Below are 23,843 nucleotides of genomic sequence, written 5' to 3'. Positions count from 1 at the left end.
AATGATAGAGCTTATATTTTAAGGTTTTCCCGACTTTTATTTCTCGCTATTTATAACGATTACAAATTGAACGCCTTATTTTGATGCTTTCAATAACATGTCATTGTGCTCAATATCGTCCTCTAAATAGGTCTCAGATGTTATCTCAAATCCGAATTTTTGATAAAACGGAAGTAAGTAAGTTTGGGCTGAAATTTCAACGTCTTTTCCTGGGAAACGTGTTTTAATTTCTTCAATCGTACCTGCTACTAATTCATCCCCTAATTTTTGACCACGGAATGCTTGCGTCACTAAAACACGTCCGAAGCTGATAGTTTCTCCCTTATCAATAATACGCGTGTAGCCTTTTAAGTCGCCTTCTTCTGACCAAATACCATAATGTAGGACATCAAAATCCACATCATCTACTTCTTGATAGGGGCAATTTTGCTCCACGACGAACACTGCTGTTCTTTCTTTAAAAATCGTTACCAATTCTTTCGGTGTTAAGTCTGCTGTTTTTACACATTTTTTCATCTCGTTAATCCTCCTATTATTCATCTTAATAATTATACTATACGATACTTTTAAGGTATAATCAGTAAGTAATTATGCCTTTTTTAAGGAAAGTTTGAACTAAAGGAGATCACTTGATGAAACTATTAAAATTATTAACGCACCGCGTAACGCTTGTTGTCTTACTCTTACTGTTACAGTTGGCGCTATTATTTGGAAGTATTCTCTTCCTACAAGATGACTTTGTGTATTTCTATGTTGTCTATATTATAGTATCGGTTGCTGCCGTACTACATATTATTAACGATCGCAGTCAACCCGCTTACAAGATTGCTTGGTTAATCCCAGTAACCTTGCTGCCTATCTTTGGGACAGTCATTTATATCGTCTTTGGCCGTTTACGTGTCAGCAAGAAATTTAAACGCCGCATGGAACTGGTTTTCCAAAAAGAAAAAGACGCGGTTAAAGAAACCATTCCTTACTTAGAGATTGAAGATGGCAATCTAGATGCAATCTTCCAATCGAATTATCTGACTAACAAAGGTGGGATCCCCATCTTCAAAAACACAACCAGCGAGTACCTTCCATTTGGCGAGCAAGCTTTTGCTTCCATGAAAGAAGAACTAGAAAAAGCTGAGAAGTACATCTTTATGGAATACTTCATTATTGAAGAAGGTAAAATGTGGGATGAAATTTTAGAAATTATGGTTCGTAAAGCTCAAGAAGGCGTAGACGTTCGTCTGATGTACGATGATTTCGGCTGCCTTTTCACGTTGCCTGAAGGTTACCACAAAAAAGTTGAGAAAATGGGGATTAAATGCTCTGTTTTCAATCCTTTTGTACCTGTTTTATCATCTATCTTTAATAACCGCGATCACCGTAAAATGGCGATTATTGACGGGAAAGTTGCCTTTACTGGTGGCATTAACTTAGCCGACGAATACATTAATGAGATTCAACGTTTTGGTCACTGGAAAGATAACGCCATTAAAATGGAAGGTGATGCAGCATGGGGATTCACACTGATGTTCCTCTCACTTTGGGATTTCCAAAGACCTGAAGAACGTCCTTATACCGACTACTTCCCAGGTTACACTGAACAAAAAAATGCCGTTGGCTATTACCAACCGTATACTGATTTACCATTTGATAACGAAATGCTCGGCGAAAATGTTTACCTAAGCCTAATCGCTCGTGCTAAAAAATATATTTACATTACAACCCCTTACTTAATTATTGATAACTTATTAATGGAAGCTTTATGTACCGCAGCAAAAGGCGGCATCGATGTGCGACTACAAACACCACACATTGCCGACAAAGCTTACGTCCATGCTCTTACAAAATCAAACTACGAACAACTAATAGAAGCCGGTGTCCGCGTGTTTGAATACTCACCAGGATTCATCCACTCTAAAACATTTGTAGTTGATGACCTATACGGAACAGTCGGAACAGTCAACATGGACTACCGTAGCCTATTCCTACACGTCGAGTGCGGGGTGTGGATGTATAAAACAGAAGCCATCCCACAACTCCTAAACGACTTCGTCGAAACCGAAAAACTCTGCGAAGAAATCACCCTAGAAAAAGCCCGCGACATACGCTGGTTCACCCACCTAGGAAGAGCCATCCTAAACGTCTTCGCTCCGTTGATGTAAGTTGTTTTTGATGTTGCTCAGCTTCAAGTAATTGGAAGAAAAGCAGACTATTCGCTCCTTGAATAGCCTGCTTTTTCTGAAATTACCGCAGAAGCTAACAACAAAAACACGTCTGTAAGTTGTGAGTTTCGGTGGTTAGAGGTTGGATACTGGAACTCGTTCACTCACACTTTTGCTTTCTAAAAGTTGAGAGAACAAGTGAAGTAGCACCACCTCTGCCGAAACGAACACGTCTATAAGTTATGAAGCTTAGCGTTTAACTCTTAATGATTGGAAGAAAAGCAGACTATTCGCTCCTTGAATAGCCTGCTTTTTCTGAAATTACCGCAGAAGCTAACAACAAAAACACGTCTGTAAGTTGTGAGTTTCGGTGGTTAGAGGTTGGATACTGGAACTCGTTCACTCACACTTTTGCTTTCTAAAAGTTGAGAAAACGAGTGAAGTAGTACCACCTCTGCCGAAACGAACACGTCTATAAGTTTCGAGTTTCGGTGGTTAGAGGTTGGATACTGGAACTCTTCAAATCATATAACCTCATTAACTGTTTTCGTACTAGCACTATAGTTATCCCCGTACCAAACTATTTTTAAACAAAAGGTGGTCCATTACTAATGAAAAAAAGCATAACAATACTCTCAATTTTAGGAATTTTAATTTTAACAGCATTCAGTGTTAAACAATATGAAAAGTATACGACTTATTCAACAATAAGTAATTTTTTAGATAAAACAAACTGGTCAAAAGATACCAAAGAAATAATTAATGAATACGATATAAAACGAGGGGCTTATTATCAAACAATCACATTTAAAGATGAAGATAAAAATACTTATGAATTTAATGTTGATGGGAATAAAAAAGTATTTAGTTATGGTTGGGATGAGCACGGAAATCCTTTAGAGACTACAGAAAAATACATCACAGAATAAAAAGTAGCATCGCTTCTTTTAAGTACCACTCTGTAAAAAAATAACAGTGTATGTACTATTGCTCATAATCAAATATGTTAGAAGAAAAGCAGACTATTCGCTCCTTGAATAGCCTGCTTTTTTTAACATCAATCTAATTCACCACCTCACATTCTCTATCTAAAATCCGTCATCTCTATCACCAACTATCAAAATACATCCTTTAAATACACTGTTTTCACGAATAAGGTTCTTTCTCCATCTAGTTGTGATATAATTCACTTGTTATTCAGAAAGCGTTATCATTTTAAGTTTAATTAGGAGGTTTATTATGGAAATCATTACCGAATTGCCTGCCATTTTTAATGACTTTGGTGAGGCAAGAAAACAAGGCTTTTTAGCAGTGAAAGAACTAAAGGAGCAAGGTGTCCCGATTATCGGTGCTTATTGCACATTTTTACCAGAAGAACTTGCAATGGCTGCTGGTGCTTTACAAATTAGTCTGTGCTCTACATCCGATGAAACGATTAGTGCAGCTGAAGAAGATCTCCCTCGCAATCTTTGTCCCTTAATCAAATCAAGTTACGGCTTTGGTAAAACCGATAAGTGCCCTTATTTTTATTTTTCAGATTTAGTTGTTGGCGAAACCACTTGTGACGGTAAAAAGAAAATGTATGAATATATGGCTGATTTTAAGCCGTGCTACATCATGCACCTCCCTAATAAACGAGACACTCCTGCAAGTATTGCACTATGGCGTGATGAAATTGTTCGTTACAAAGAAAAACTAGAAGAATTCCTAAATGTCACGATCACAGAAGAAGCGATTCATGATGCGATTGTCTTTAAAAATAAAGAACGCCAAGCTAAAAAAGATTTTTATTCCCTTGGCAAGTTGAATCCACCTGCTTTAACCGGAGAAGAAATTTTTAAAGTGATGTACGGTGCTCAGTATACTTTGGATAAAGCAGATCTAATTGACCGCCTAGATGGCATAACTGAAAAAGTAAAAGCGGAATACGCTGAGGGTAAACGACTTGAGGCGAAACCTCGGATTTTAATTACCGGCTCACCTATTGGCGGCGTAACTGAAAAAGTCATTCGTGCCGTTGAGGATAACGGTGGTGTGATTGTTGCCTATGAAAATTGTACTGTCGCTAAGGCTGTTGAACGTTTAGTCGATGAAGAGAAGGAAAATTATGATGCTTTAACTGAAAAGTATTTAGATATTGGCTGTGCCTGCATGTCTAACAACCAAACTCGAATTGATTTACTTGATACGATGATTGATGAGTATCAAGTTGACGGTGTGATTGATATGGTATTACAAGCTTGTCATCCCTTTGCTCTTGAGTCATTAAAAATCAAACGCTTCTGCCAAGAAGAAAAAGACGTGCCTTATATGTATCTAGAAACCGATTATTCTACTTCTGATATCGAACAAATCAATACACGCTGTACGGCCTTTATTGAGATGATTGGAGGTTAGATTTCATGTATATTATTGGCATTGATAGTGGTTCTACTACAACTAAAGGTGTTTTGTACGATGGCGAAACTATTTGTCACCAGTTACTCGTTCCTACAGCTGGAGACCCACACCACGCCATGACAACTATTAAAAATGGGTTACTCGGGGTCTTGCCACAAGGAGACACAGACGGTCTTCCAATTATTACGACTGGGTATGGACGTAAGCTATTAGAAGAAGCAACGTGTATCACTGAAATCTCATGTCACGCTGCGGGTGTTCACTATTTATTACCAAGTGCGACACAACTGATTGATATTGGGGGGCAAGACTGTAAAACCATTAGCCTTAATCCAAAAGGTGGCGTCTCCGATTTCAATATGAATGATAAATGTGCAGCCGGAACTGGCCGCTTTGTGGAAGTTTTAATGCGGACATTAGGTGAAGATATTGAGAATTTGGATGCTTTTGTCAAAGGCGCTACTCCTGTAAAAATTAACAGTATGTGTACTGTTTTTGCTGAATCTGAAGTCATCAGTTTAGTGGCACAAGGTGAAAATCGCTCAGCTATAGCTAAAGGCGTGTTGACGTCAATTGTTCAACGGATTAGTAATCAATTAGTTAAACTTGGTTATAAAAGAGATCAGCCTGTCTTTCTATCAGGCGGCTTGGCTCAAAGTGATGAAATCCGTGCCATTTTAAGTGACCATCTTGATACCGAGGTTGTCACTGATCCACTTGCTCAATATGCTGGAGCAATTGGGGCCGCTCGCTTAGGTTACAAAAAACTGAACACCTAAAAAAGCACTAGCCGAGGCTAGTGCTTTTTTAATTCTATACGATTAAACCAAATACTCCTGCTGCAATGACTGCCCCAATGACTGGTCCAACCACCGGTACCCATGAATACGCCCAGTCAGATGATCCTTTTCCTGCTATTGGTAACAGTTGATGCGCAATACGCGGTCCTAAGTCACGAGCTGGGTTGATGGCATAACCTGTTGCCCCACCCAGTGACAACCCAATTGCTAAGATTAACACGCCAACTGCCATTGGGTTAACCCCATCAGCAAATTGATGTTGTGTCATTGCTAGTAAACCGAATACGAGTACAAAAGTCCCGATAATTTCTGATATTAAATTGGCTGGATAATGTCTAATCGCAGGCCCTGTCGCAAATGTTCCAAGAATCGCACCTTGGTCTTTTGTTTCAGCCCAGTGCGGTAGATACATCGCCCAAACTAATACTGCTCCGACAATCCCACCTAATACTTGTGCGATAATAAATGGTAAAACTAAATTCCACTCCAAGTTACCTGCTACAGCATTCCCAATCGTTACCGCTGGGTTTAAATGCGCAGGCCCCATAAATCCTGAGAAATAAACTGCAATCGTTACGGCAGTTGCCCATCCCATTGCAATAACAATCCAACCTGATGCTTCTGCTTTACTTTTCTTCAAATTGACAGCGGCACATACCCCGTCACCTAATAAAATTAAAATAGCTGTTCCAAAAAATTCACTAAAAATCTGTAACATATTTCCGTTCACGCTGATTCTCTCCTTTGGTCTGCTCTCTGCTGCATTGCCCTACAACATCGAACGATCGACTAATTATTTTTTGTAATAATAAAGTTAGCCATATATAACTAGTAGATACTCAAAAAAGAGACAGTTCTTTCAGATAGTTTAACCGACTATCTTGAACTACTTATTGATGGTGAGCCGATTTATCTAGCAGATTTTATCACACTCCTATCACAAGTCGTCGACATGTTTGAGTTCCACTCCTATTTTTATAATAGTAATAATAACTGACCTTTTATTAAGAGTGGATCTAAAGCTTTAAACTCATTCATACCACGCCTTCATTATCTCATAAAACGCTTACTTTTTCATCATAAAACCTGTTATTTTTGTGAAAAATAAAAAACTTCTTTCTCGCTTAAGAAAGAAGTTTTAAAGTTAAGTTTAGATATATTGACGCTCTTCTTCATTATAAAAAGCACGGTCAATTGTCCCACCACCTAGACATTCGTCGCCGTCATAAAAGACAACGGCTTGCCCTGGTGTAATCGCACGAACAGGTTCATCAAATGTCACAACTGCTTCTGTTTGTTCGTCATTCGTGAAGCGTACCGTCACACCTGTATCTGTTTGACGGTATCTGAATTTCGCTGTGCATTTGAATTCAGTCGGGCGCTTTTCATCAAAAGTGAAATGAACACCACTTGCTTCTAAATGTGTTGAATAAAGAGTTGGGTGATGGAAACCTTGGCCAACATATAAAGTATTTGTTTTTAAATCTTTACCAACAGCAAACCATGGTTCTTGTGTTTTACCACCGCCACCAATTCCTAAACCTTGACGTTGTCCGATTGTATAATACATCAAGCCACCGTGATCGCCTTTTACTTCACCATCTTCTGTCACCATTTTACCTGGTTTAGCTGGTAAGTATTTGCCTAAGAATTCTTTGAAGTTTTTCTCACCGATAAAGCAAACACCAGTTGAATCTTTTTTCTTCGCTGTCGCAAGTCCAGCTTTTTCTGCTAACTCACGTACCACTGGTTTTTCTAAGTGACCAAGCGGGAACATTGTTTTAGACAATTGCTCTTGTGACAATTGACTTAAGAAATACGTTTGGTCTTTATTATTATCTACGCCACGCAACATGCGAGAACGGCCATCTTCATCACGAACAACTTGAGCGTAATGTCCTGTTGCCACGTAATCAGCACCTAATTCCATCGCATAGTCTAAAAAGGCTTTGAATTTAATTTCTTTGTTACACATAACATCAGGATTTGGCGTTCTGCCACGTTTGTATTCATCTAAGAAATATTCAAACACACGGTCCCAATATTCTTTCTCAAAGTTAACTGAGTAATAGGGAATTCCAATTTGGTCTGCCACTTTCGCCACATCTTTGTAGTCTTCCGTTGCGGTACATACCCCGTTATCGTCGGTATCGTCCCAGTTTTTCATGAAGATTCCTACTACATCATACCCTTGCTCTTTTAAAAGTAAGGCTGTTACTGACGAATCAACGCCGCCACTCATTCCTACTACTACTCTGATTTTACTGTTATCAGTTGTCATACATACACCATCATTTCTTTCAGATTCTGAAATTACTACGATTTGAAGGTCGGATTTCAGTCTTTTCTATTATAGACTCTTTTGTGTTATTTTTCATCTCTTTGCCTCAGAAAGTCGATTTATTTTAAAATTCACCTAAACAACAACGTCCGGAAATACTAATAGTGTCCTCACCAGTTGTTTGATTCTTCGAAGCATTTGCTCTAACCATTCCTTCTTTTCCAAGCGATAGACCTTGCTCTATCGTCAATTCTAGCTGGTCCGATTTACTGTATTTAGCTAGTGCACCTACCATACTCCCTGATGCTGTCCCTGTTACCGGATCTTCCGTCACTCCGGCAGTCGCACTCGAAAAATGTCTCGCTTCATAATCGATTCCCTCTTTTTGACTTGGGGCATAGGGATGGATGGAAGCATAAGGATAATCGGTTAACACGTGCGGAAACAGTTGGTTATCAGCCTGCATCTGCTCTAAGGTTTCAGCATTTTTAACAGGGACTAATAGTGTCCAAACTCCTGTCGAACCGTATTCCAAAGGTAGCTCTTCGGCTAAATCCACTTCAGAAATTCCCAATACTCGGCATAAGGCTGGACGTTCCCCATTAAAAGGCTGACTCTGATACGGACACTGCGACATCGTCAATTCCTCTGTTAGCTCATCATAGTTTAAGGTCAGTTGTCCAGCTTCCGTTTCAACGGTTATCGTTTTGGAAATGAGGGTGTCACTCTCTTTAAGAAATAACCATACTGCCCCTAATGTCCCGTGCCCACATAAAGGCGTTTCTTTGTCTGGCATAAAAAAACGTAACCGCAAGTCCGCATGCTCACTGTTTAAACAAAAAACGGTCTCACTTAACCCCACTTTTTTAGCGCACACTTGCATCTCATCGCGACTTAAATCGTCAGCACCTAACACTACGCCTGCTGGATTCCCTTTTGTAGGTGACGTCGTAAAGACGGACACTTTCCTTACTCGTTCTAACATGATAGCTCCTCCTTTTCTAGATAAAAAAAACTCCCAAGGCCACATACGTAGTCTTTAGGAGTTTAACGGTTTAACCCTCTACTTTTTCAAAACAGCCACGGTCAATCATGCCGTCCATTAAGAAATAGAATTTATCTTGATTCATTTTAAAGCTCTCGTTCTTAAAGATATCCACTGCTTTTAAACCATTCGCAGTTGTCACTGACATTTTCATTGCATCAATGTCTTTAGAAACTGTAATTTTTAATTTAAAGCCTTGTTTACTTTGAGGCGTTGCATCTAACGGACGAACTAATTGGAAATTTCCGGCATTGGTTTCTTGAAACCCATTATCTCGTAATGTATATTTTTTAGTTGTTTCAGTTAATCTATAGCTTACTGGGCATCCTAATACTGTTGCTTCTTTTTTCATCGTATTATCCTTCTTTCTTTTTTAAAGTTAAAACAGCTTGGGCAATCATCTTCATAATAGTTAGTCCCTCACTGGTTGTCATCTTCTCTGCGTTTTTGTTGCCTAATTTTCCACCACTAATTTTTCCAAGTTGCTCTTGGAGTTTCGCTTGGTTTTGCTGTTTCTTCGTTGGGAATAACCCTTTTTGTAACTTTTCCCACTTTGTTTCTTTATGAGGAAACACAATCTCTTTAATATCTTCTGCTGTTTTCAATTGCTTGCGCACACTACGCGGCAATAAAGACACTAACGCCTTTTCCATCAACCAGCGATTTAAAGGACTTTGCTTTCCTTTTGTCTTTTTCTTCTTAAATAAGACTTTAAGAAGTTTAACAACTAAACCTATTGGCATTCCTTATGTCCACCTTTATTTGTCTTCTTTATCATTATACTAATAAAGGCTTTCCTCGTCTATGTTATTTTACTTAGCTAGACGTTTCAAAATTGGAACGAGTAGGTCTAAAAATTCTGTTATTTCTTCTGGTGTATTACTGTATCCAAAACTTAGTCGTACAGACTCTGTCGCACGTTGACACCCGACCACGTCCATCGCTTCTAAAACATGGGAAGGTTTGATTGTGCCTGCTGTACAAGCCGAGCCGATTGAAATCGCAACTCCTTTTAAATCTAAGTGCATTAATAACATGTTGCTAGAAATTCCTTTGAACCACAGATTTAAAATATGAGCGGATTTATGTGACGTTTGACCGTTCACTTCGAAATCAATATCTTCTGATTCTAGACGGTTTATTATCATCTCTTGAAACTCAAGATAACGTGCTTGACGGTCTGCTTTTTCTGAGGTTGTCAAAAGTGTCGCAGCTTCTGCCAATCCTATAATACCTGGTAGGTTCTCAGTTCCAGCACGACGTTTCTCTTCCTGGTCACCGCCAACCATAAATGAAGGGAGCGATAGACCTGACTTCACATATAAAAAGCCAGTTCCCTTTGGTCCGTTAATCTTATGACCACTAACACTCAGTAGATCAACTGGACATTCGGTTACGTCTATCTCTTCAATCCCGTAGGCTTGTACCGCATCAGTATGGAAATAAGCTTGGTGCTCTTGGAGTAAGTCAGCTACTTCTTTAATTGGAAACATCACACCTGTTTCATTATTTGTCCACATTAGAGAAACTAAAATAGTATCTTCTCTTAACGCTTCAGATACTTGTTCTATAGTTAATTCTCCCTTAGCATTCACAGGTAAATAAGTAATAGCGAATCCTTCTTCAGCTAATCTAGTCATGCAACTAGACACCGCCGGATGTTCGACACTAGATGTTATGATATGTTTGCCTAAAGACTGACGAGCATATGCTGTTTGGAATATAGCGGTGTTATCGCCTTCTGTTCCGCCACTAGTCAAAATAATATCGTCTTCGTTAGCGTGGATACTTTTTGCCAATTGTTGTCTTGCTTTAGTTAACTGGGCATGACTCTCTCTGCCTAAATGATGCACACTTGACGGGTTGCCATAGAAGGTTGTCATCGCGTGTGTCATTTTTTCTATTACACTAGGATGCATCGGTGTGGTGGCACTATTATCTAAATAAATCGTCGCCATTATCTTCACTTCTTCCTGAATTTATAATCACTTAATACTTGTTAGTATACCCTATGTCCCTAGGAGTTTCAAAAGGCTAGACCCTTTTTAAGCAATAAAATTAATTCCCTTTATTTTATCCCTTTTTGTATCATTTCCGACGTATTTTAAAATAACAACATAATCTTTATACATGTTTTACCTTTCTCCTATCACAATCAACGTGTTATAATAACCAAGAGATTATAGAGGGGGTAGCATCATGCAAGAATCATTAATTACAAAAAAAGTAATTGCTTATTCACTGAAAAAGGTCATGCAAACGACACCCTTTCAAAAAGTATCGATTAGCCAAATTATGGAAGAAGCTGAGATCAGACGTCAAACGTTTTATAATCACTTCCAAGATAAATACGAGCTCCTTGGCTGGACCTATCAGCAAGACATTACTGAAAATATTAGTGATTTCCTAGATTACGAGGAATGGGATAAAGTTATTTTACGTATACTAGATTATTTTTACAACAACCAAATTTTCTATCGCAATGCTTTAGCCGTTTCGGAACAAAATTCTTTTGACCATTATTTCTTTCAACACACACAAGAACTTTTAAAAACGATTATAGCTGATATCGCCACGCAACAAGGAAAAATTAAAAGCGAAGACAGTTTAGTATTCAGTTCTGAATTTTTCAGTCACGCCTTTGTAGGTGTAACAAAAGAATGGATTTTGTCAGGATGTAAGACACCACCTGAAGAATTAGCTGGCCAAACAGCTTTACTATTAGAGCAAGCTATCCACGGTTTATTAAATCATTAAAAGCACACGTTATTTTTCTAATTAGAAAACAACGTGTGCTTTTTTATATTACCAACCGTATGTTGAGACTGGTGTATTTAAATAGGTTAACCATTGTTCTTCTTTTAATTCCAAGAAAGTCAGTGATACGCCTGCCATATCAATAGACGTCATATAATTCCCAACTTTTTTGAAGCTTACTTCCACTTCTTCAAGCATCAACAAACGTCTCACATCATTGGCAAAAACGTGTAATTCCATCAAAGGCGTTGCCCCTAATCCATTCACCAGAATCGCTAACTTCATCCCACGTTTCCAGTTGTAGTGCGTTTTTAATTTATTAATCAATTCATTTGCTAGTTGCTCCGATGATTCTAATGGCTCAACGCGGTACCCTGCTTCGCCGTGAATTCCAATCCCAAATGAAATCTCGTTTTCTCCAATTGAAAATTGAGTCTGACTTGTTCCAGGAATGGTACCTGGTGATAAAGCAACACCTAACGTATTCATACTCGCGACTACTTCATCACCCAGAGTAACTAACTCATCTAGTGACTTCCCCTCACCTGCTGCAGCAGTTAAAATCTTATGAACATAGACTGTTCCAGCAACACCACGACGGCGTTTTTTGAAATTACTTTTTTCAATCGAACAATCATCATTGACAATCACATGATCAACATCATGACCTTGTTTTGTTGCCAATTCTTCAGCAGCTAAAAAGTTTGCTACGTCAGCTTCAAAGTTTTTAACCACTAACAAAACACCTTGACCTTGATCCGCTAATTCGATCGCTTGAACAATTTCATTTACAGCTGGCGGGATGAAGATCGGTCCATTGATACTTGCACTCAACATTCCTTCACCAACATATCCTGAGTGAGCAGGCTCATGACCTGTCCCTCCACCACTTATCACCGCTACTTTATTTTCAGCCATTTTTTGACTCACAATAATCCCTGTTTGCGGAATTCTTTTTAATTTATCATCATAAGCATAGGCGATACTATTTAGTAATTGACTGACTGTATCGTCCGCTCGGTTCATTATCTTTTTCATCTCACGCACTCCAACTTTATCTATTTACGATTTATTACTGCTAGTTTAACATAAATCAGCAGTTTAATTCGTACCTTTTGAGATAAAAAAAAATCATCCTCTAAAACGTAGGTTTTAAAGGATGATTATTAGAAAGGACTAAGCTAATTGCGCTTTTTTGTAGTCACTACCAATTTTATCTGCTGCCATGATAGCTGATGCTACTGCTTCAACTTCAATAGGGAATGGCATTGAATGAATTGATTCTTCAGGGATACATGCTTTTTCAGCAACTTCCATAGCTTCTTCAAATGTGATTGACTCAACACCGATATCAGCTAAACATACTGGTAAGCCGATTGATAAGCAGAAGTCTAATACTTCGTATAATTCTTCAGTATCAGCATTTTCTAATACTAATTGGCAAATTGTACTGAATGCTACTTTTTCACCGTGGAAGAAGTGATGTGTTCCTTCTAAAGCTGTTAAACCATCATGGATTGCATGGATTGCAGCAAGACCACTACTTTCGAAACCTAAACCTGAAAGTAAGATATTTGTTTCAACAATGTTTTCTAAAGCTGGTGTTACTAAGTTGTTGTCACACGCTACTTTAGCATTGTATCCATTTTCTAATAATGTTTCGTAACATACTTTTGCCATAGTGTAAGCAGCAATTGTATTTTTAGCGCCTTTAGCTTCACCAGTTAATACACCACATGGTAAGCCAGCATTAACGTTTGAGAATGAGTTCGCTGTTGCGCGAGCTTCAAACATAGTTGATAATGCATCACCCATACCTGCTACTAAGAAACGAGTTGGAGCATTTGCAATGATTGTTGTATCAACCATAACAACGCTTGGGCTTTGTTTGAAGTAAGCATAGTCATCGAATTCGCCTTCTGGAGTGTACATAACTGCTGAGTGACTTGTTGGTGCATCTGTTGCAGCAATTGTTGGCACGATGATTAAGTGTTCACCTTCAGCCACACATTTAGAAGTATCGATAGCTTTACCGCCACCAAGACCTACGATACAGTCTGTTTTATTTTCTTTTGCAACTTCTTGTAAGCGAGCGATTTCTTGACGAGAACACTCTCCGTTGAAGTCACTTGTAATAAATTTAACACCAAATTTTGCTGATGTTTCATCTAATTGTTTTTGTACACGAGCGATGTCATCTTTGTGGGCAATTAATAAAGCTGACTCACCGAAAGTTTTAACGAAGTAACCTAAGTTTAATAATTCATTTTCACCTTGAACATATTTTGTTGGACAAATAAACGCTTTTCTCATTTGAAATTCCTCCTAATTAATAGTTATATGGTTAATTTTATTATTACCGATTTTAAGTACTGCTAGTCTTGCTTTTTTATTTCACTTTTAGCGCTTGTAATTGCTCATCAATCGCTTCAAATGGTGCGCCAGCTTGAATTAAAGCCGCTGCTGTGTAGGCACTTTCAACAAATGCTGTATCGTATAACACAACTTCTTTGTCTGCTACTTCCATTGCCATCTCTAGGTTCATTTTCGCACTTCCTAAATCGTAGAAAGCTAGAATTTTTTCCCCTTCGTTAGCTTCAAAGGCTTCATTGATTTTCTCGAAGCTTGTACCTACTTCGTTATCATCCGTTCCACCTGCAATGGTAATTGAAACATCTTTTGCTACTTCATTTAATAAACGGTTAATCCCTGCTACCAATTCTGGTACGTGAGATACCATGACCATTCCTAATTCTGCCATTATGCGTTTACCCCCGCTTCAATCATTGTTTTGAATAAGTAGCCGCTTGAAACAGCTCCTGGATCTAAGTGACCAACAGAACGTTCGCCTAGGTAAGACGCGCGACCTTTTGTTGCAATAATAGGTTTTGTTGCTTCGACAATCTCTTCAACTTTTTCAATTGTTAAGTCGCCATTTTCTAAAGACGCAATCACAGGTGCCCATGTATCGACCATTGTTTTTTCGCCGATTTCAGCTTTCCCACGTTTTTGGATGCCATCAAGACCTGCTTTTAAGATTTCAGCTAAATCATCTGAATCTTTAGCTGCTTTAGCCATTCCGATGAATGCTGATCCGTATAATGGACCAGACGCTCCGCCGACTTTGCTGACAAGTGTCATACCAGCTAATTTGAAGATATCTGCTGGTGTTTCTGGATTTTTAGCTTCCATAGCCGCTTGCATTTCAGTTGTACCGCGAGCCATATTCATACCGTGGTCGCCGTCACCGATAGCGCCGTCTAAATCGCTTAGATAAGCTTTTTCTTCATTTACTTTTACTGTGAATAGTTCTAACCATTTTTTAATTGCTGTTGCGTCCATAATCATTCTCCTCTATCTTTCAAACTTGCTTTTACCAAGCAATTGTTGTTACGTTGTAATCTAAGTTTTCTAACCAAGCGTCTTCTTCTAAGTGAACCATTGTTAGAGATAGACCTTGCATGTCAATCGCTGTCATGTAATCGCCAGCTTTTTTGAATTCAATCACTAAGCCTTCTTCTTCTAATAAAGCTTTAACATCATTCATGAAAACAAATTGTTCCATTAATGGTGTTCCACCTAATCCATTGACTAAGACACCATATTTGTCGCCTTTAGCCCAGTTGAATTGGCCTTTTAATTTTTCAACGATTTCTTTTGCTAATTCTTTACTTGGTGCAATTTTAGCTTTTCTGTAACCAGGTTCGCCGTGGATCCCAACACCAAATTCGATTTCGTCTTCTGCTAAAGTGAAACCTGCATGTCCAACTTCTGGAACAGTCGCACCTGTTAAGGCCACACCTAATGTTTTAATGTTTGGTACGATTTTATCAGCGATTGCTTTAACTTCTGCTAAGCTTGCGCCTTTATCAGCTGCAGCACCTAAGATTTTGTGAACAAGAACTGTTCCCGCAACCCCACGTTTACCTGCTGTATATGTACTATCTTCAACTGCGATATCATCATCAACGATAATTGTTTCAACTTCGATGTCTTCCATCTCAGCTAAATCTTTTGCCATTTCAAAGTTCATCACATCGCCTGAATAATTTTTAATAATAAGTAAAACGCCAGCGCCTTGATCAGCGGCTTGGATGGCTTCAAAAACTTGGTCAGGTGTTGGTGATGTGAAGACTGGCCCACAAACTGCCGCATCTAACATCCCTTGTCCTACGAACCCTGCGTGAGCTGGTTCGTGACCACTACCGCCACCACTTACTAAACCAACTTTACCTTTTTTAAGGTTTTTATTTAAAATGATTCCGCTTTCGCCAACACGTTCGATTAATTTATCGTTTGTGTAAACAAGTCCGTTTAACATTTCATCTAATACGTTTTCTGGTTGATTAATAATTTTTTTCATTTAGTACCACGCCTCTCTTGTTATCTTTATCTTGATTACATCTTACCGTGAAAAGGCTTTCTTTGGAACGGACAGAATTCAAAATGTGTCCGCTTTCATTTGTGATAAATTAAAAACCGCATCACTGTGCGGTTTTAGGACGTTATTTTTAAAATTCCACTGAAATAATCTGTTAGATTTAAGGTTGACTTTACTTTTATTAAGTATTTTTCGCCCCAAGAGGCCACACTAAAATAAGACTCATCATCATTTTCTTCTATACCTACAATCGTCACCCAATGAGAGGTGACACTCACAGCTGAACCAATTTTCCCCTCTGACGTGACCTTATACATCTCTAGCTCCTGTTTTCCCCCTAATACTCTCAAACCTTTTGGAAATTGTGTTGCTGTCGGTCCTATTAAAAGAGGGACAGGATGATTTTTACTTAGCTGCTCTCTAATAACCTCTACTATATCTTCTTTATAGTGCTTGATTTTCAAAAATTGAACGAGCCTATCTGATAACTCGTTCCTTCTATAGTAACGTTTAAATCCCCGAACCAGTTGCCAACCTTGAATCCCTAGTAAATACTCACCATTTTGAGGATGATGTTTAAGGGAATAAAACGGGCGTCTAAGAGGCGCCACACACGTTGAACTTAACTGTTCAAGAAAACTCTGATAGGCCTGTAAAGAGTGTGCCATCCCTCTTAAACTAAGCGGTAACGTTTCAACTAGGTCTTTTTCCATTTGCGACCGGTATAGTAGATAATCTGCCATAGCTACCAACCCACAGCCACCATAATAAATCCCATCTAAAACGCCATACTGATTATCATAATACAGCGTTTGGCTGCCACCAAATAGCCCCTCTACTGTAGGGTAATATTTTTTTAACCTTACGGATTCATCAGCAACCATCCCTATTCCTCCCTTCACGCTCATTTTCTTTAAGTATAATCGACCTAACAAAAAAAGCCTGCCTAATTCTAGTTGAATTAAGCAAACTTTAATCGTTTTACTCTTGGATTAGTTTTTTTATCTTCTTCATATCCGTCATTTTAGACATTAACCAAATAACACCTAAACCGATAGCTAGTGAGACAAATTCACCAATACCAATGGTTAAATAAGATACCCAGAAAGGTGCATCTCCCAAAATAAACAATTGAGCAGCAATCGTAAACATAGATAAGCTACAAATAATTGGCACGCAAAGCAATTTATTGCGCTCGGAAGTCATTTTTCGAGTAACATAGTAAATAATCGTAAGTACCACATAGGTCGATAGACTCCCTACTACCACGTCTATTAACCCTAGTGGTGAATTTAGATTCGCAATGGCAACACCTAGTGATACTGCTCCGATATAACGCCTATTATAGACCGCCAAATAATTAAACATTTCCGCAAATCGAATTTGCAAAAAGCCATAACTTAAAGGACTTATCATCACTGTTACTACCACATATAGTGCCATAACCATTGCCATTTTACTCATACTCTTCGGTGTCAAAATAGACTCCTGCTCTAATGCTTTACTTGCTACTGTCTCTTGTTTGTTTATCATATTTAGTTTTCTCCTTTATAAAATAGTCCTTTCAAAACTATTTTAGTGATTAAATACGACCAAAGGATTGCCTATAATTTATAGGACTAAGTGTCGTATTGTGTTACATTTTTATTTGGCTGTCCAGCCACCATCGATTGGAATAACTGCTCCGTGAATGTAATCGGCTAGAGGACTTGCTAAAAATAAACTAAGATTAGCTACTTCTTCAGCTTCCGCCCAGCGGCCTGCTGGTGTTTCCTCAGCTACCCATTTAGCCATTACGGCGTCACCCTCAAAATCCGCTGCATTCATCGGTGTTTTAATAGCACCAGGCGCAATCGCATTAGCACGTAACCCTTGCTTTGCATAATCATACGTCAACTGTTTCGTATAGCCGATTACGGCATGTTTGGATGTGGTATAAACCGCACCGCCGCCACCGCCGATAGTTCCGGCAATAGAGGTCATGTTAATGACAACACCTTTATCCTCACTAGCTAATAAAAATGGCAAGGCCATATTTGTCATCAGATACATGCCTTTAACATTAACTGCCATCATACGGTCCCATTTTTCTTCGCTCGTTTCAAGTGTTGAGGTAAAGTCATCTAGAACACCTGCTGTATTTAATAAAATATCAATACTGTCCCATTTATCGACTGCTAAACCGACTGCTTTTTCTGCCGTTTTACTTAATGAGATATCGCCTTCAACAAATAAAAACTGATCAGACTCTTGTAAAAGTGGTGATAAATTATCAAAAGAAGCAATATCAACGCCACATACTAACGCGCCTTCATTTAAAAATGCTATTGCCTGCGCCTCGCCTATACCAGAAGCAACTCCCGTAATTAGTACTACTTTTCCTCGTAAATCTGTTTTTAACATCTGCTAACTCCTTTATTCTACGACTTGCCAATCATCTGCTAAAATATCACATACTGTTGGTGAGAACATTGAATAGCCTTCATCACTCGTCTGGATTAAAAAGTGTGGTGTCACTGTTTTACCTTCGTAAACCGCTTCGTTTACAATGATAACGCCAATTTCACAACCACTCCAACCGTTACGAATAATTTTTTCTCCTGCTTTTAAACGGGGTAAAATTTCTTCGAATGTCATTTGCGTGCGCCTCCATTTCTTAAAGTTTCATTAACTTAATCATAATATCATGTTAATAGTTATTATTAATAGCCTTTAAAGTAAAAAAAACTATTAATCTTTTTAATTTCTTAAAAAGATTAATAGTTTTATGAGATAACTGTTGCGCCAAGAGCTGTCATCATATGATTAAGCGCCCATGTATGGCCTATCGGATCAAAACTTTGAACTGCTTTTTCATGAACGACAATCTTATAACCTAGATTATAAGCATCAATCGCTGTATGCAAGACACAGATATCTGTACAGACACCTGTTAAGTGAAGTTCTGTAATCCCACGCTCACGTAATCTGATATCTAAATCAGTCCCGCTAAACGCTGAGTAATGACGTTTATCAATCCAATAGACACGTGGGTTTAACTGTTCGTTACTATAGACGTCTGCTAAAGACCCATATAAATTTCTACCCGTTGTTCCTACCACGTTATGAGGTGGGAATAATTTATTTTCCGGATGATACTGATCACTTGGATCGTGACCATCTATGGCAAATACCACGTATTCACCTGCCTCAATAAATTCTTTCGTCAGAGCGACTAACTCATGTTCAATGGCCTGTCCAGGTTCCCCTGTTGTCAGGGCACCATCTGTTGCTACAAAATCATAGGTATAATCAATCGATAGTAAGGCTTTCATTTCTGTTTCCTCCTGAGGTTAATTATCTCATTATAGTTTAATTACAGTTAAGCATTTAATTCTTCTACAAGAGCCATAACCATCTCTGCAGAATGACGACCTGCTTCTAATATAAAGTCATCAAAGTTCACGCTAGCATTTTCATCGCCAACATCGCTCATCGCACGAATTACAACGAATGGCACTTTGTATTGATGAGCCACATGGGCAATCGCTGCGCCTTCCATCTCGTTAGCCAAAACTTCAGGGAAATATGATTTAATTTCTTTAATCTTTTCTTGGCTATCTACAAATGTATCACCTGACACGATTAAACCTGTACGTGTTTGTAGGTTATTTTTTGTAGCCGCTACTTCTGCTTTTTCAATTAACACAGTATCTGCTTCGTAGTACAAAGGCATCCCTGCCATTTGACCCATTTCATAACCAAAGGCGGTCACGTCTGCATCATAGTACGCTAATTTATTAGAAAGAACCACATCACCAATCGCAAGTCCTTCACCAATTCCACCAGCTGATCCTGTATTAATCACAGCATCTACTTTATAGTGGCTAATTAATAACGTTGTTGTTAACGCTGCTAGAACTTTCCCAATTCCTGATTGAACAACTACAACCTCACTGCCTTTTAATGTTCCAGAGATGAATGTTGCGCCTGCCTCTGTCCATTCTTTGCTATCTGTCATCTCTTGACGGAGTAAGCGAATTTCTTCTGCCATCGCTCCAATAATTCCAATTTTCATCTGTATATGCCCCAATCTTAATTTAGTTTATAAGTAAAAAATAGCTAAAACCATGATAACGAGTAATAACGCTACTATAATAATAAGTTTATTCAAAATACTGCCACGTTCTTTTACTTTTTCATTTTCTTCTGTTCGACTTTTAGTCACTGGCTTTAACTCTTTACGCTCTCTTTTAAAGAACTTAGAAATCTTTTTTTGTTTCGCTTCAAATTCTTTTTCTGTTGCTTGTAATTTTTCTCGCGCCGTTTTTTTATCTTTCGCTTTCATCGCACGAATTTCTTTACGCGTTAACAATGGCTCTTGCTCTCCCACTTGTTATCCTCCTATTTCATACCCTACTTACCCTTTAAACACTGAATTTCCCACTGTTGAATCGCAATGATAGTCTTAGCATCATCTATCCAACCAGAGTCGATCGCTGCTTTCGCTTCTGACAATGTTAACTCATGACAGACGATTAATTCATCATCATCTTGTGGTAACGGGTCTGCTACTTTTTTTAGTTGTGTTGCTTTATATAAATAGAGACGTTCATTTGAAAAGCCTGGCGCTGTTGCAAAATCACTTATTAAACTCCAATCAGCTGCCGCATAACTTGTTTCTTCTTCTAACTCACGTCTTGCTCTTTCCTTATAACACGTTTCTCCAACTTCTATTTTGCCAGCTGGTATTTCTAAAACTGTCTTCTCTAAAGGTTTTCGGAATTGTTCGACTAATACAATTTTATCATCTGAAGTTACGGCCATGATTCCTACCGCACCGTTATGGAGAACTAATTCTCTTTGGCTCATCTCACCCGATGGTAATTTGACTTCATCGACAACTACTTCAATAACCTTCCCTTTAAAAATAGCTCGCCGTGATACCGTCACTTCTTCAAAATTATCTACAGTCATACCATAGCCTCCTTTGACACTACCTTAATCATACCGTGTCAGTTTCTATTTTACAATTATATCCCGAATATGTGGCAAAAGTTATTAAAATCTTTTAAAGTTTTATAAATCCATCTTTGGACCGATATTCTTAAAGATAACTTGTGCTAAAATAAAGACATAACGTGATACAACGAATGGAGTGAAAGGGATGTCCCTAAAAACAAGGAAACAAAAAAACAAACGCTTCTTTTATATTTTAATAACTTTGACTATTGTTAGTTTACTTTTTGCTAATGGCGATTTTATGACTTTACTATTGATTGGATGGCTTATCTATTTAGTCCGTTATTTAAAAGGTCGTCGTAGAAAAACAATTAAGACTATTCCAACTTTAACGGAAGAAAAGTCACAACATTACTATGATAATGGCATGACCGACCAACAAATCGACTTTTTTAGAGAGACAATGGCTCATACAAAAAAAATGATTGTTCAATTGGAAGAAAACATGGCAGCTACATCAAAACTACGTGCCATTGATTTACGTAATGACACCGTTAAAGCAGCAAAAGCAACCTTTAAAGAGTTAGTAAAAGAACCTCGCAAACTACATAAAGCAGATCAGTTCCTTTATACTCACTTACCTAACTTAGTAGACTTAACAGGTAAATACCTTGAGATAGACGGTCATGATTTAAAAAACAAAGCGACCTATCAAGCATTAGAAAAAAGCGCAACCGTCATTAATGATGTCTCACTATTATTGGTGGCTGACTATCAAGCGATTGTTGCTGATGACTTAGAAGAACTTGATATCGAAATCGCGATAGCTGAACAAAATATGGCCCGCGAAAAAGAGCTAGCCTCTTTTGAAACAGAGACTGAAAAAGAACAGGAGAACTAGACTATGACAGAACTAAAGCCCGTACAACCAACCGAACAACCCGTTACTAATACATTAGATGATTTACTAAGCAACCCTTTTGGTGACACCCTTGATGCTGCCGTTAAAATGGATACCAACAAAAATATCCATGACTTAGCGGAAGCTGAGGTTGCACCTAAGTTGATTGATCGTCTTCCAGAAGACCGTCAAAAACAAGCCCGTGAATTAGCGAGCCAAATTAACGTTAACGATTCGCAAGCGGTCTTAAGCTACGGTGCAGCAGCACAACAAAAATTAAGCGAATTTTCACATTCTATGCTTAGTCAAGTTCAAAACCAAGACATTGGCCCAGTTGGTGACTCACTGACTGAATTGATGTACCGTTTAAATGAAGCAAGCCCTAGTGAACTACAAGCGCAAGAAAAAAATGTTTTCAAGCGTATGTTTGGAAAAGTAAAAGAATCCATCTATGAAATCACAGCCAAATATCAAAAAATTGGGGCTCAAATCGACCACATTGCGGTTAAACTAGACAAAGAAAAAAATGGCTTACTAAGCGATAACGTGATGTTAGAACAACTTTACCATAAAAATAAAGATTATTTCGATGCCTTAAACATCTACATCGCGGCTGGTGAAGTTAAAATGGCCGAGCTTAAAAATGAACTAATTCCTGCTGCAATTAAACACGCAGAAGAAACTGGCGACCAAATGGACGTTCAAACTGTTAATGATTTGAATCAATTCTTAGACCGTTTAGACAAACGTACTTATGATTTAAACCTAGCCCGTCAAATTACCATTCAACAAGCGCCTCAAATTCGTTTAATTCAAAATACGAACCAAGCACTTGCTGAAAAAATCCAAGCGTCGATTAACACAGCTATTCCACTATGGAAAAACCAAGTGGCTATCGCTTTAACACTATTAAGACAAAAAGATGCCGTTACAGCTCAACGCCAAGTCTCTGAAACAACCAACGACTTACTTAAGAAAAACTCAGAGATGCTTAAAATATCAGCTATCGAAACAGCTGAAGAAAATGAACGTGGCTTTGTTGATATTGAAACCTTACAACAAACTCAATCTGATTTGATTGAAACGATCCAAGAAACTTTACGTATTCAAAAAGAAGGTAAAGAAAAACGCCGTGCCGCTGAAAAAGAACTCGGCTTAATGGAAAATGAATTAAAAACAAAATTACTTGATATGAGTAACCAATAAAAAAAGCGCCGATTAGGCGCTTTTTTTATTGGTTCACAAATTTTTCTAGCTCTACTCTTGTAGGTAATCCTTCGTTATCGCTAACATGTTGGATTTGAATTGCTCCAATTCCATTAGCATTTTTAACAGCTTCCGTGATAGAAAAGTCAGATAAATAACCATCAATAATACCAACAGCAAAGCCATCTCCAGCTCCTACAGTATCGATAATTTTATCTACTTTAAACCCAGGAACTAAGACTATTTCTTGTCTCGCTTCTTTTACATAAGCTCCTTTTCCACCATCTTTAATCACAACCGTTTCAGCACCATTTTCAATATAAAAATCTGCTATCTCTTCAACAGTTGATTTACCTGTTAATAGTTCTCCCTCAGAAACACCTGGTAGTACTAAATTAGCATAACGTGCGAGCTCATTTAATGTATCTACCATAACCTCTTGGCTTTCCCAAAGAGCTGGACGTAAATTTGGATCAAATGTTACATAACAGCCCGCTTCACGTGCCGCTTTCATTAAAGAAAAACATGCCTCACGACTACTTTGACTCAAGGCAGCAGGAATACCTGTCATATGTAATAATTTAACTTCTTTAAAATCAATTTTATCAACATCTGCTGGTGATAAAGTAGAAGCCGCGCTTCCTTTACGATAATATAAAGTTTCAGGATCACCCTCGGTCACTTTTGTTTTAAACATCAATCCTACTTTTGCATCTTCTTCATAGGTAATATAGTCTGAATCTAATTTTTCTTTTTTCAAACAGTCATGAATATAGGTTCCTAAATCATCTTTACTTAATTTAGTCATGTAGTTGACATCATGACCTAAACGTGACAATCCTATTCCAACATTTACTTCCGCTCCTGCTAAACCTTTGGAAAAATTGTTAACTTCGGCAAGTGAGCCTGTTTCATTCGCATAAAAAAGTACCATTGGTTCGCCTACTAAGATTACATCTGCCATCATTCATTGCT

Annotated in this window: 28 protein-coding genes; 7 read left to right on the top strand and 21 right to left on the bottom strand. The window is 38.2% G+C overall.

The window, feature by feature from the left end:
• Positions 1-75 precede the first annotated feature (75 nt).
• Entirely contained in the window at positions 76-516 is a 441-nt protein-coding gene (locus CBF31_RS08535; protein WP_126832038.1) for a GNAT family N-acetyltransferase, read from the bottom strand.
• Positions 517-632: 116 nt separating this feature from the next.
• Between CBF31_RS08535 and cls the strand changes: the two genes are divergently transcribed.
• From cls to CBF31_RS08515, 4 genes are all read left to right on the top strand, one after another.
• Complete coding sequence (gene cls, locus CBF31_RS08530) at positions 633-2,156, top strand: cardiolipin synthase (RefSeq protein ID WP_170167916.1); 1,524 nt, start codon at positions 633-635, stop codon at positions 2,154-2,156.
• Positions 2,157-2,767: 611 nt separating this feature from the next.
• A complete protein-coding gene (locus CBF31_RS08525) occupies positions 2,768-3,085 on the top strand; it encodes a DUF3139 domain-containing protein (protein ID WP_126832034.1) in 318 nt (105 codons plus the stop codon).
• Between the two features lie 310 nt (positions 3,086-3,395).
• On the top strand, positions 3,396-4,553 hold the full coding sequence (locus tag CBF31_RS08520) for a double-cubane-cluster-containing anaerobic reductase (RefSeq protein ID WP_126832032.1): 1,158 nt from the start codon (positions 3,396-3,398) through the stop codon (positions 4,551-4,553).
• Between the two features lie 5 nt (positions 4,554-4,558).
• The gene (locus CBF31_RS08515) at positions 4,559-5,335 is read left to right on the top strand and encodes an acyl-CoA dehydratase activase (protein WP_126832030.1); all 777 of its coding nucleotides are present in this window, start codon (positions 4,559-4,561) and stop codon (positions 5,333-5,335) included.
• Positions 5,336-5,369: 34 nt separating this feature from the next.
• Here CBF31_RS08515 and CBF31_RS08510 read toward each other — a convergent pair whose 3' ends face one another.
• From CBF31_RS08510 to CBF31_RS08485, 6 genes are all read right to left on the bottom strand, one after another.
• Entirely contained in the window at positions 5,370-6,086 is a 717-nt protein-coding gene (locus CBF31_RS08510; RefSeq protein WP_281272816.1) for an MIP/aquaporin family protein, read from the bottom strand.
• A gap of 420 nt (positions 6,087-6,506) precedes the next feature.
• Entirely contained in the window at positions 6,507-7,637 is a 1,131-nt protein-coding gene (gene mnmA, locus CBF31_RS08505) for a tRNA 2-thiouridine(34) synthase MnmA (RefSeq protein WP_126832028.1), read from the bottom strand.
• 124 nt (positions 7,638-7,761) lie between these two features.
• Positions 7,762-8,622, bottom strand: a complete 861-nt coding sequence (locus CBF31_RS08500) for a PhzF family phenazine biosynthesis protein (RefSeq protein WP_170167915.1) — start codon at positions 8,620-8,622, stop codon at positions 7,762-7,764.
• 70 nt (positions 8,623-8,692) lie between these two features.
• The gene (locus tag CBF31_RS08495) at positions 8,693-9,034 is read right to left on the bottom strand and encodes a DUF1831 domain-containing protein (protein ID WP_126832024.1); all 342 of its coding nucleotides are present in this window, start codon (positions 9,032-9,034) and stop codon (positions 8,693-8,695) included.
• 4 nt (positions 9,035-9,038) lie between these two features.
• Positions 9,039-9,425 (bottom strand): hypothetical protein, encoded by a 387-nt coding sequence (locus tag CBF31_RS08490; protein WP_126832022.1) that lies wholly within the window; start codon positions 9,423-9,425, stop codon positions 9,039-9,041.
• A gap of 69 nt (positions 9,426-9,494) precedes the next feature.
• Entirely contained in the window at positions 9,495-10,640 is a 1,146-nt protein-coding gene (locus CBF31_RS08485; protein WP_126832020.1) for a cysteine desulfurase family protein, read from the bottom strand.
• Between the two features lie 241 nt (positions 10,641-10,881).
• Here CBF31_RS08485 and dhaS point away from each other — a divergent pair, with 241 nt between their 5' ends.
• The gene (gene dhaS, locus CBF31_RS08480; RefSeq protein ID WP_126832018.1) at positions 10,882-11,439 is read left to right on the top strand and encodes a dihydroxyacetone kinase transcriptional activator DhaS; all 558 of its coding nucleotides are present in this window, start codon (positions 10,882-10,884) and stop codon (positions 11,437-11,439) included.
• A 48-nt stretch (positions 11,440-11,487) separates the two neighbouring features.
• Here the strand turns inward: dhaS and dhaQ are convergent, their stop codons facing one another.
• The 13 genes from dhaQ to CBF31_RS08415 form a co-directional block, all read right to left on the bottom strand.
• Entirely contained in the window at positions 11,488-12,477 is a 990-nt protein-coding gene (gene dhaQ / locus CBF31_RS08475) for a DhaKLM operon coactivator DhaQ (RefSeq protein ID WP_126832016.1), read from the bottom strand.
• A 138-nt stretch (positions 12,478-12,615) separates the two neighbouring features.
• Positions 12,616-13,752, bottom strand: coding sequence for a glycerol dehydrogenase (locus CBF31_RS08470; protein ID WP_126832014.1), 1,137 nt, complete (start codon positions 13,750-13,752; stop codon positions 12,616-12,618).
• Between the two features lie 76 nt (positions 13,753-13,828).
• Positions 13,829-14,200, bottom strand: coding sequence for a dihydroxyacetone kinase phosphoryl donor subunit DhaM (gene dhaM / locus CBF31_RS08465; RefSeq protein WP_126832012.1), 372 nt, complete (start codon positions 14,198-14,200; stop codon positions 13,829-13,831).
• Positions 14,200-14,781, bottom strand: coding sequence for a dihydroxyacetone kinase subunit DhaL (dhaL, locus tag CBF31_RS08460; RefSeq protein ID WP_126832010.1), 582 nt, complete (start codon positions 14,779-14,781; stop codon positions 14,200-14,202). Before dhaL ends, dhaM begins: the two co-directional genes overlap by 1 nt.
• 31 nt (positions 14,782-14,812) lie before the next feature.
• Positions 14,813-15,802, bottom strand: coding sequence for a dihydroxyacetone kinase subunit DhaK (dhaK, locus tag CBF31_RS08455; protein ID WP_126832008.1), 990 nt, complete (start codon positions 15,800-15,802; stop codon positions 14,813-14,815).
• A 134-nt stretch (positions 15,803-15,936) separates the two neighbouring features.
• Positions 15,937-16,704, bottom strand: a complete 768-nt coding sequence (locus tag CBF31_RS08450; protein ID WP_126832006.1) for a hypothetical protein — start codon at positions 16,702-16,704, stop codon at positions 15,937-15,939.
• Between the two features lie 97 nt (positions 16,705-16,801).
• Positions 16,802-17,353, bottom strand: a complete 552-nt coding sequence (locus tag CBF31_RS08445; protein WP_245977947.1) for a QueT transporter family protein — start codon at positions 17,351-17,353, stop codon at positions 16,802-16,804.
• Positions 17,354-17,464: 111 nt separating this feature from the next.
• The gene (locus CBF31_RS08440; protein WP_126832004.1) at positions 17,465-18,223 is read right to left on the bottom strand and encodes a 3-oxoacyl-ACP reductase; all 759 of its coding nucleotides are present in this window, start codon (positions 18,221-18,223) and stop codon (positions 17,465-17,467) included.
• Between the two features lie 12 nt (positions 18,224-18,235).
• Entirely contained in the window at positions 18,236-18,457 is a 222-nt protein-coding gene (locus CBF31_RS08435) for a DUF2829 domain-containing protein (protein ID WP_126832002.1), read from the bottom strand.
• Positions 18,458-18,585: 128 nt separating this feature from the next.
• Complete coding sequence (locus tag CBF31_RS08430) at positions 18,586-19,134, bottom strand: cysteine hydrolase family protein (protein ID WP_126832000.1); 549 nt, start codon at positions 19,132-19,134, stop codon at positions 18,586-18,588.
• A 47-nt stretch (positions 19,135-19,181) separates the two neighbouring features.
• A complete protein-coding gene (locus tag CBF31_RS08425) occupies positions 19,182-19,877 on the bottom strand; it encodes a 5'-methylthioadenosine/adenosylhomocysteine nucleosidase (protein ID WP_126831998.1) in 696 nt (231 codons plus the stop codon).
• Between the two features lie 27 nt (positions 19,878-19,904).
• Entirely contained in the window at positions 19,905-20,192 is a 288-nt protein-coding gene (gene macP, locus CBF31_RS08420; protein ID WP_126831996.1) for a cell wall synthase accessory phosphoprotein MacP, read from the bottom strand.
• A gap of 23 nt (positions 20,193-20,215) precedes the next feature.
• Positions 20,216-20,776 (bottom strand): NUDIX domain-containing protein, encoded by a 561-nt coding sequence (locus CBF31_RS08415; protein WP_126831994.1) that lies wholly within the window; start codon positions 20,774-20,776, stop codon positions 20,216-20,218.
• A gap of 190 nt (positions 20,777-20,966) precedes the next feature.
• Between CBF31_RS08415 and CBF31_RS08410 the strand changes: the two genes are divergently transcribed.
• Positions 20,967-21,662 (top strand): 5-bromo-4-chloroindolyl phosphate hydrolysis family protein, encoded by a 696-nt coding sequence (locus tag CBF31_RS08410; protein ID WP_126831991.1) that lies wholly within the window; start codon positions 20,967-20,969, stop codon positions 21,660-21,662.
• Between the two features lie 3 nt (positions 21,663-21,665).
• Positions 21,666-22,868, top strand: a complete 1,203-nt coding sequence (locus CBF31_RS08405; RefSeq protein ID WP_126831989.1) for a toxic anion resistance protein — start codon at positions 21,666-21,668, stop codon at positions 22,866-22,868.
• A 25-nt stretch (positions 22,869-22,893) separates the two neighbouring features.
• On the opposite strand, the gene CBF31_RS08400 is transcribed toward CBF31_RS08405, so the two are convergent.
• Positions 22,894-23,832, bottom strand: coding sequence for a sugar kinase (locus CBF31_RS08400; RefSeq protein ID WP_126831987.1), 939 nt, complete (start codon positions 23,830-23,832; stop codon positions 22,894-22,896).
• Between the last annotated feature and the right edge of the window lie 11 nt (positions 23,833-23,843).

This window comes from Vagococcus fessus (assembly GCF_003987565.1).
Classification (GTDB): Bacteria; Bacillota; Bacilli; order Lactobacillales; family Vagococcaceae; genus Vagococcus_D; species Vagococcus_D fessus.
Note: the sequence above shows the minus strand (reverse complement) of the source record. Positions and strands in the feature narration are given on the sequence as shown.